The sequence below is a fragment of the Halorussus amylolyticus genome, assembly GCF_004143485.2.
Classification (GTDB): domain Archaea; phylum Halobacteriota; class Halobacteria; order Halobacteriales; family Haladaptataceae; genus Halorussus; species Halorussus amylolyticus.
This window is the reverse complement of the sequence record NZ_ML974130.1, coordinates 164,500-170,906: the sequence shown is the minus strand read 5'-3', so window position 1 is coordinate 170,906 and position 6,407 is coordinate 164,500. Positions and strand designations below refer to the sequence as shown.

General features: G+C 64.6%; 6 protein-coding genes. 3 read left to right on the top strand and 3 right to left on the bottom strand.

Translation table 11 applies throughout. The features are described 5' to 3' along the window. The first annotated feature begins 179 nt into the window (after positions 1–179). Both EKH81_RS00855 and EKH81_RS00850 read left to right on the top strand, forming a co-directional pair. Positions 180–1,559 (top strand): aspartate aminotransferase family protein, encoded by a 1,380-nt coding sequence (locus tag EKH81_RS00855; RefSeq protein ID WP_132059346.1) that lies wholly within the window; start codon positions 180–182, stop codon positions 1,557–1,559. Positions 1,560–1,592: 33 nt separating this feature from the next. After that, a complete protein-coding gene (locus tag EKH81_RS00850; RefSeq protein WP_132059345.1) occupies positions 1,593–1,982 on the top strand; it encodes a Rid family detoxifying hydrolase in 390 nt (129 codons plus the stop codon). Between the two features lie 91 nt (positions 1,983–2,073). Here the strand turns inward: EKH81_RS00850 and EKH81_RS00845 are convergent, their stop codons facing one another. The 3 genes from EKH81_RS00845 to EKH81_RS00835 all read right to left on the bottom strand — a co-directional run bounded on the left by EKH81_RS00845 (position 2,074) and on the right by EKH81_RS00835 (position 4,206). After that, positions 2,074–2,253 carry a hypothetical protein gene (locus EKH81_RS00845; protein WP_132059344.1) on the bottom strand — a complete coding sequence of 60 codons (180 nt, stop codon included), beginning with the start codon at positions 2,251–2,253 and terminating at the stop codon, positions 2,074–2,076. Positions 2,254–2,348: 95 nt separating this feature from the next. Then, the gene (locus EKH81_RS00840; protein WP_132059343.1) at positions 2,349–3,413 is read right to left on the bottom strand and encodes a succinylglutamate desuccinylase/aspartoacylase family protein; all 1,065 of its coding nucleotides are present in this window, start codon (positions 3,411–3,413) and stop codon (positions 2,349–2,351) included. A 139-nt stretch (positions 3,414–3,552) separates the two neighbouring features. After that, a complete protein-coding gene (locus EKH81_RS00835) occupies positions 3,553–4,206 on the bottom strand; it encodes a DUF8102 family protein (protein WP_132059342.1) in 654 nt (217 codons plus the stop codon). Positions 4,207–4,747: 541 nt separating this feature from the next. On the opposite strand from EKH81_RS00835, the gene EKH81_RS00830 reads away from it, so the two are divergent. Beyond that, positions 4,748–6,388, top strand: a complete 1,641-nt coding sequence (locus EKH81_RS00830) for a BCCT family transporter (protein ID WP_132059341.1) — start codon at positions 4,748–4,750, stop codon at positions 6,386–6,388. Positions 6,389–6,407: the final 19 nt, after the last annotated feature.

Here is a 6,407-nt window from a genome sequence, read left to right as displayed (position 1 = left end):
GGTCCCGGGTCGGCCGCCCCGCGGCCGCGGGGGGGGGGGGCCCCCCCCCCGCCCCCCCCCCCCCCCCGCGACCGTGGTCCGACCGATTTTTGCTGCCGGTTTTTGCTACCAGTTTTTGTGTACAGCATCTATGGAATCCGTGGACAAGATATTTAAGAGTCATTCGCATGGACTCTCGTATGACGGCTGGACCACCGATAGACGAACTGCACTACGACGACGCACCCGACGTCGGGGCGGTTCCCGGACCCGAATCGCAGAAGCTACTCGAAAAACAGCGCGAAATCGACAGCAGCGCGGTCGCGTACCCCGAGGACATCCCGGTCGCGTTCGAATCCGGGAAGGGCGCGACCGTCCGCGACGCCGACGGCAACACCTTCATCGACATGTTCGCGGGCATCGGCGTGCTGAACGTCGGCCACGCGAACCCCTACGTGATGGACGCGGTCCACGAGCAGGCCGACAAGCTCGTTCACACCGTGGACTTCCCGACCGAGGCGCGACTCGAGCTCATCGAGAAGCTCGACGAAATCGCGCCCGGCGGGCTCCGGGGCAACAACAAGGTCGTCTTCGGCGGCCCGACCGGAAGCGACGCCATCGAGGCCGCCATCAAGCTCGCAAAGTACAACACCGGCGGCGACGGACTCATCGCGTTCCGCGGCGCGTACCACGGCGCGACCAGCGGCGCGATGAGCCTCACCGGCAACAAGGGGTTCAAGGACAGCTACACCCCCCTGCTCTCGGACGTTGTCCACGCGCCGTACCCCCACCCGTTCGGCCAGGACAAAGCGCCTCAGGAAGCGGTCGACCACGCGCTCGAAGAGGTCCGGGCGATTCTCGAAGACCCCTACGGCGGACTCGCCAACCCGGCCGGAATCTTCGTCGAGCCGATTCAGGGCGAGGGCGGCATCATCACGCCCCCGGAGGGATTCTTACAGGGACTCCGCGACATCGCCGACGACAACGACGTACTCCTCGTGTTCGACGAGATTCAGAGCGGACTCGGCCGGTCCGGCCAGTGGTGGGCGAGCGAGTGGTACGACGTGACCCCCGACGCGATGACGACCGCGAAGGCGCTCGGCGGCGTCGGCTTCCCGCTGTCGGCGATGATGTACCACGACGACCTCGACACGTGGGGGTCGGGCGACCACGCGGGCACCTACCGCGGGCACGTCGTCGCAATGCGCGCGGGCACGCGGGCCATCGAGTACATTCAGGACCACGACCTGCTGGCTCACGGCCGGGCGGTCGGCGAGTACATCCGCGACCGACTCCGCACCGTCGGCGACGAGACCGGCAGCATCGGCGAGGTTCGCGGAAAGGGACTGTTCGTCGGCGCGGAGTTCGTGGACGAGAACGGCGACCCGGACAGCGACACCGTCGCCGCGATTCAGGACCTGTGCTACGAGCGCGGCGTCCTCGTCTGGAAGGCGGGCCGCCACGGCAACGTCCTGCGACTCCTCCCGCCGCTGGTCATCACCGACGACCTCGCCGAGACCGCGATGGACGTTATCGTCGACGCGGTCCGGGACGTCGCGGCCGAACAGCAGACGGCCTGAACCGACCGTCGAACGACTCCCAGACACTCCAGTATGAGCAACACCGACAGAATCGTGACGGACGACGCACCGCGCAACGACAACCCCTACTCGCAGGGGGTCTTGGCTGGCGACACGCTCCACGTCTCGGGCTACGGACCAGTGGACCCCGAGACCGGCGAAGATGTCGAAGGGGACATCGAAGCACAGACCGAGCAGGTCCTCGACAACATCGCCGCGGTGGTCTCGGAGGCCGGTGGCGACGGCCTCGACGACGTGGTGAAAGTCACGGTCTACCTGACCGACCTCGACGACTACGACCGGGTGAACGAGGCCTACGGCGCGAAGTTCCCCGGCGACCCGCCGGCGCGGGTCTGCGTCGAGGTGTCGCGGCTTCCGGGCGACGTTCGGGTCGAGATGGACGCCGTGGCGTATCTCGGCTGAGATTCGACGCGCCTCGGCGTCCGTCCGCACCCGTTACCTCGTGACGACCCTCCTTCGAGACGCTCCGGTCGCGCTTCGAAGGGGTGCGAGTTCACGGCTCCCATTCACAGGCGGTGCCGTACGTCAGTTCCTCGCTCTCGATGTACGCCGCGAGACACGCGTAGTTGCAGAACCGACCCGCCTGATTTCCGGGTGCATTCGCGCCTTCGTTCACGAACACGGGGTCGTGGCGCTCGATGTCACTTCCGCAGTACGTACAGCCGTCGGTCATGGTCTCATTTGGGTCGTGGCACAGTAAACCGTTGTCCCGGACGTGCCGAACGGCTCACAGAGCATGCTCGAAGGGAGTGACGACTGGCCGCTTCTCTACTCCGCCGACTCGTGGGGAACCACGAGGGGGTCGTCGTCGGGGACCGCGAGGTCGAGGAGCGGGTCGTTCTCGTAGGCGGTCGCGCCCTCGTGGCGACTCAGGACGTAGCCGTCCTCCTCGGTTCGCACGGTCGTCTTTCGCTCGCCGTGGGGCGTGAGGATGTCGGCGACTGCATCCCCTTTTTCGACGGCGTCGCCTTCGCGGACGCGATACTGGACGACCCCCGCGGTGTCGGTGTGGGGGTGGACCGACCGCTTCAGAGGGTGGGGTATCGGCGGTTCGAGTTGGGGGTCGGTCCGGGGCGATTCGGCGACCATTTCGAGCGTCCGAGCCACGTTCTTCAGGCCCTCGACGCCGTACGCTCTGGCGTCGTCCTCCACGATGTACCGCCCGCCGAGTTCCGGCGTGAAGGCGGGGATTCCGGCCTCTCGCACCGCGGCACCCGAGAGCGACCGGTGGAGACCCTCCGAAATCTCGCGCGATTGGCTGTACTGATTCACCACCGGCAGGCCGAACGCCTCGGTCAGGTCGGTGAGTTCGTCGGCGAGCGCGCGGGCCTCGTCCTCGGTTCTGTCGTCGCCGTGGGTGACGCGGGGCTGGATGACGTACGACGCCGACCCGACCCACGACGTGTGGAGCGCGACGACGGCGTCGGCGGAGTCGGTGATACGGTCGAACAGCCGCCGATTGATGAGTTCCTGGACCTTGCGAGGACGCGCGCCGCCGGCGTCTTCTGCCGGGAAATAGCGATTCGGGTCGTCGCCGTGGTAGTACGACTCCCGACCGTTCACCCGAAAGCCCGCCGGGTTCGCGTTCGGGACGCAGACCACGCGGCCCGCGAGTTCGTCGGGGTTTAGCCAGTCCACGAAGTCGTGGGCGACCGCCAGACTCGTCGTCTCGTCGGCGTGAATCGCGCCGACGACCCAGAGCGTCGGGCCGGTCTCGACGCCCTCGGCCACGACGACAGGGATTTTCTCCGCACCGCCGGTCGGCAGTTGGGTCGCTTCGACGTACCCGGTGGACAGTTCGCCCGCTCGTGACTCGGCAGTTCCGATTTTCATACACGTCCGTCTCTCGGCGGGCGACAAAGTGTATTCCGTCCCGGCAACGCGACGATTTCCGGCGCGCGAACGGTGCGAATCGCGTCGGTCGGCGCTCAGTCGTTGGTCAGTCAGCGTTCAGTCGCTGGCCGGTCGGCGCTCAGTCGTTGAGCTCCTCGACGCGCGCGTCGCGCTGTTCGGCCGCGGCGTCGACCTGCGCGATGAACTCGCTCATCTGCTCTTTCATCTCCGAGCGAATCGAGGTCGCGGAGAACTCGTCGGACTCGGAGAGCAGTCTGACGAACGCCCAGAGCTCCTCGTCAGTAATCTCGCCGAAGTCGCCGAATTCGAGTTTGTCGATGACCTCGTCTACGTCTATCTGGCCGACCGGGTCGACGTTGAAATCGACGGTCACCATCCGGTAGTCTGACCCCGCGAGTTCCTGTTCGGCCTTGTTGACCCCCTGCGAGAGCATGTCCTTGAACGGGGTGTAGTACCCCATCGTGCCGAGATGGAGGAACGCGAGCAGGTCGATGATGCCTTGCGTGTACGCGTCTCGCGCGTCGTCGTCGGGGTTGAAGACGGTCTCGCGGTCGCGGTCTTCGAGGTGTTCGAACAGAATCGTGAAATCGAGGATGGCGTTCCGGATGCGGTGTCGGATTCGGTTGCGCTTCTGCTTTTTCGAGTGTTCCGTGTAGTCAGTCTTGCGCCCGAGCAGAAACTCCCGGTCGCTCGGCGTAAGGATTCCTCTGGGCCGGTCGGCCGAGTAGGTGAGACTGCGCTCGGAGTCGCGCTCGTCAGGGCCGTCTACCATACACAGAATTTGTATACAGACGGGATTAATAGTTACGATACTCACGTAAATTCGGCGAGACGCCGACAACGGACGCCGCGGAAGGGGCGTAGCTCCCACGACACGAGCGCCGTCCGATAAGACGAGCGACCAGTCTACAATTAGTGTGTACCCCAATCAGCACTCCTGACGGCGCACAACGCCAAGCGTCGAGCCGAGTAGAACCACAAACAGATTGTCAGTTTCTCGCTTCCGTCTCACGAATTACCGTTTCGAGTGTAAACACATAGCGTATCGCAACGCCATAAGTAAACACATTCCGTATCTGCCGGCCTCAATAATCGTAATATTTATCACGATATTTCACGACAGTGGCTGATGTGCGTCACCGTGCGACACGGTGCGTGAGAGGATACCTCATGAAATCCGAGATTCACGGCGGCGAAAGGCGGCGTCGGGCGGTGAACAGTACGAGCAAACGCATCGGCTATCGGCTCGGTTCGCAGTCGCGTTCCGGGTCGCCCCGAGAGCCGAACGGGGGACGCAAACGGGGTGTTCGGACGTGAGCGACGCGAGCGGTTCGGGTGCCGTGGACCGTTTCCGCGAGGAAATCGACCCAATCGTGTTCCTGTTCGGGGCGGGCCTGACGGTCGGTCTCATCGCGACCTACTTTATCAGTCCCGGTCTCGTCCAGTTCGGTATCGACGCCGGGAACACGCTGATGAATCAGTACCTCAACTGGGCGCTGTTGGTCATCGTCTTCCTCATCGTCCTGTTCTTGCTGTTCCTCATCGTCGGCCCGTGGGGCAACATCAAATTCGGCGACGAACCGCCCGAGTACAGCTTCCTGTCGTTCTTCGCGATGCTGTACTCCGCCGGGTTCGCGGCGGGCGTCGTGTTCTGGGGACCGACCGAGGCGCTATTCTACTACGACTCCCCGTCGCCGCTGTTCGACGTGTCGAGCGGGTCGCCCGAAGCGATGGTCGTCGCGGTTCAGCAGACGCTGTTCCACTGGGCGCTCCCCCAGCTCGCGGTGTTCACCATCATCGGAATCGCAATCGGCTACTTCGCGTACAACTACGAGAGCGTCCCGCTCCGAGTCTCCTCGGCGCTCACGCCGATTCTCGGCAAGGACAACCTCGACGGGGTCGCCGCGAAAATCGTGGACATCATCGCGGTGTTCGCGACCATCGGCGGCGTGGCGACCTCGCTCGGCTTCATCGGAAGCCAGTTCATCACGGGCCTCGACTACCAGTGGGGTATCGACCTCGGCAACACCGGTGTCATCCTCGTCGTGACCGGGATGACCCTCCTGTTCACGATTTCGATGGTCCTCGGAGTCGATAGGGGCATCCGTCGGCTCTCGAACTTCAACATGATTCTGTTCGTCGCGCTCATGATTGCGACGTTCATCATCGGCCCGTCGATATTCCTCGTGCTGCTCGGAACCCAGGCGTTCGGCGGCATGATAACCGACTTCGTCTCGATGAGCCTCTTTACCGGTGCTGGCCCGATGGGCGCGGGCAACCCGGACGCCACGGAGTGGATGAACTCCTGGACCGTCTTCTACTGGGCGTGGGCGCTCTCGTGGTCGCCGTTCGCGGGGCTGTTCATCGCCCGCATCTCGAAGGGCCGGACCGTCCGCGAGGTCGCGTTCACCGGTATCGGTGCGACCTCGGCCGCCACGATTCCGTGGTTCACCATCGTCGGCGGGACCGCGGTGTGGTCACAGCACAACGGCACGGACCTGCTCGGTCCAATCGGGACCCACGGCGAGGCCGTCGCCGGGTTCGCGCTGTTCGAAGCGTTCCCGTTCGGGTCGGTCTTCATGGTGGCGTTCATGGTGCTCGTGACGACGTTCTTCATCACGTCGGCGGACTCCTCGACGCTCGCTGTGTCGATGATGACGACCGGCGGGAAGGCCCGACCGTCGAGCATCAACCGCGTGTTCTGGGGAGTCGTCCTCGGGATGTTCGCCGCGATTCTGATGACGCTCGGCGGTGCGAGCACGCTCCAAGACGCCGTCATCATCACGGGTGCGCCGTTCGCGTTCATCTGCTTGCTCGCGACGCTCGGACTCATTCGGGAGTTCGGCGCGAACTACGGGCAGGTCCTGTTACAGGAGCAGACGACGCTCATCGGGTCGCCCGACGAGACCGGCCAGTCGGGCGCGTCCAATCGCCCGGCGGCCGACGACGACTAAGTCGGTCCCTGACTAATAA

Bases quoted from the DNA above. Each gene is read 5' to 3' on its own strand.
- EKH81_RS00855 (WP_132059346.1), top strand. From the start codon at position 180: ATGACGGCTGGACCACCGATAGACGAACTGCACTACGACGACGCACCC.
- EKH81_RS00850 (WP_132059345.1), top strand. From the start codon at position 1,593: ATGAGCAACACCGACAGAATCGTGACGGACGACGCACCGCGCAACGAC.
- EKH81_RS00845 (WP_132059344.1), bottom strand. From the start codon at position 2,253: ATGACCGACGGCTGTACGTACTGCGGAAGTGACATCGAGCGCCACGAC.
- EKH81_RS00840 (WP_132059343.1), bottom strand. From the start codon at position 3,413: ATGAAAATCGGAACTGCCGAGTCACGAGCGGGCGAACTGTCCACCGGG.
- EKH81_RS00835 (WP_132059342.1), bottom strand. From the start codon at position 4,206: ATGGTAGACGGCCCTGACGAGCGCGACTCCGAGCGCAGTCTCACCTAC.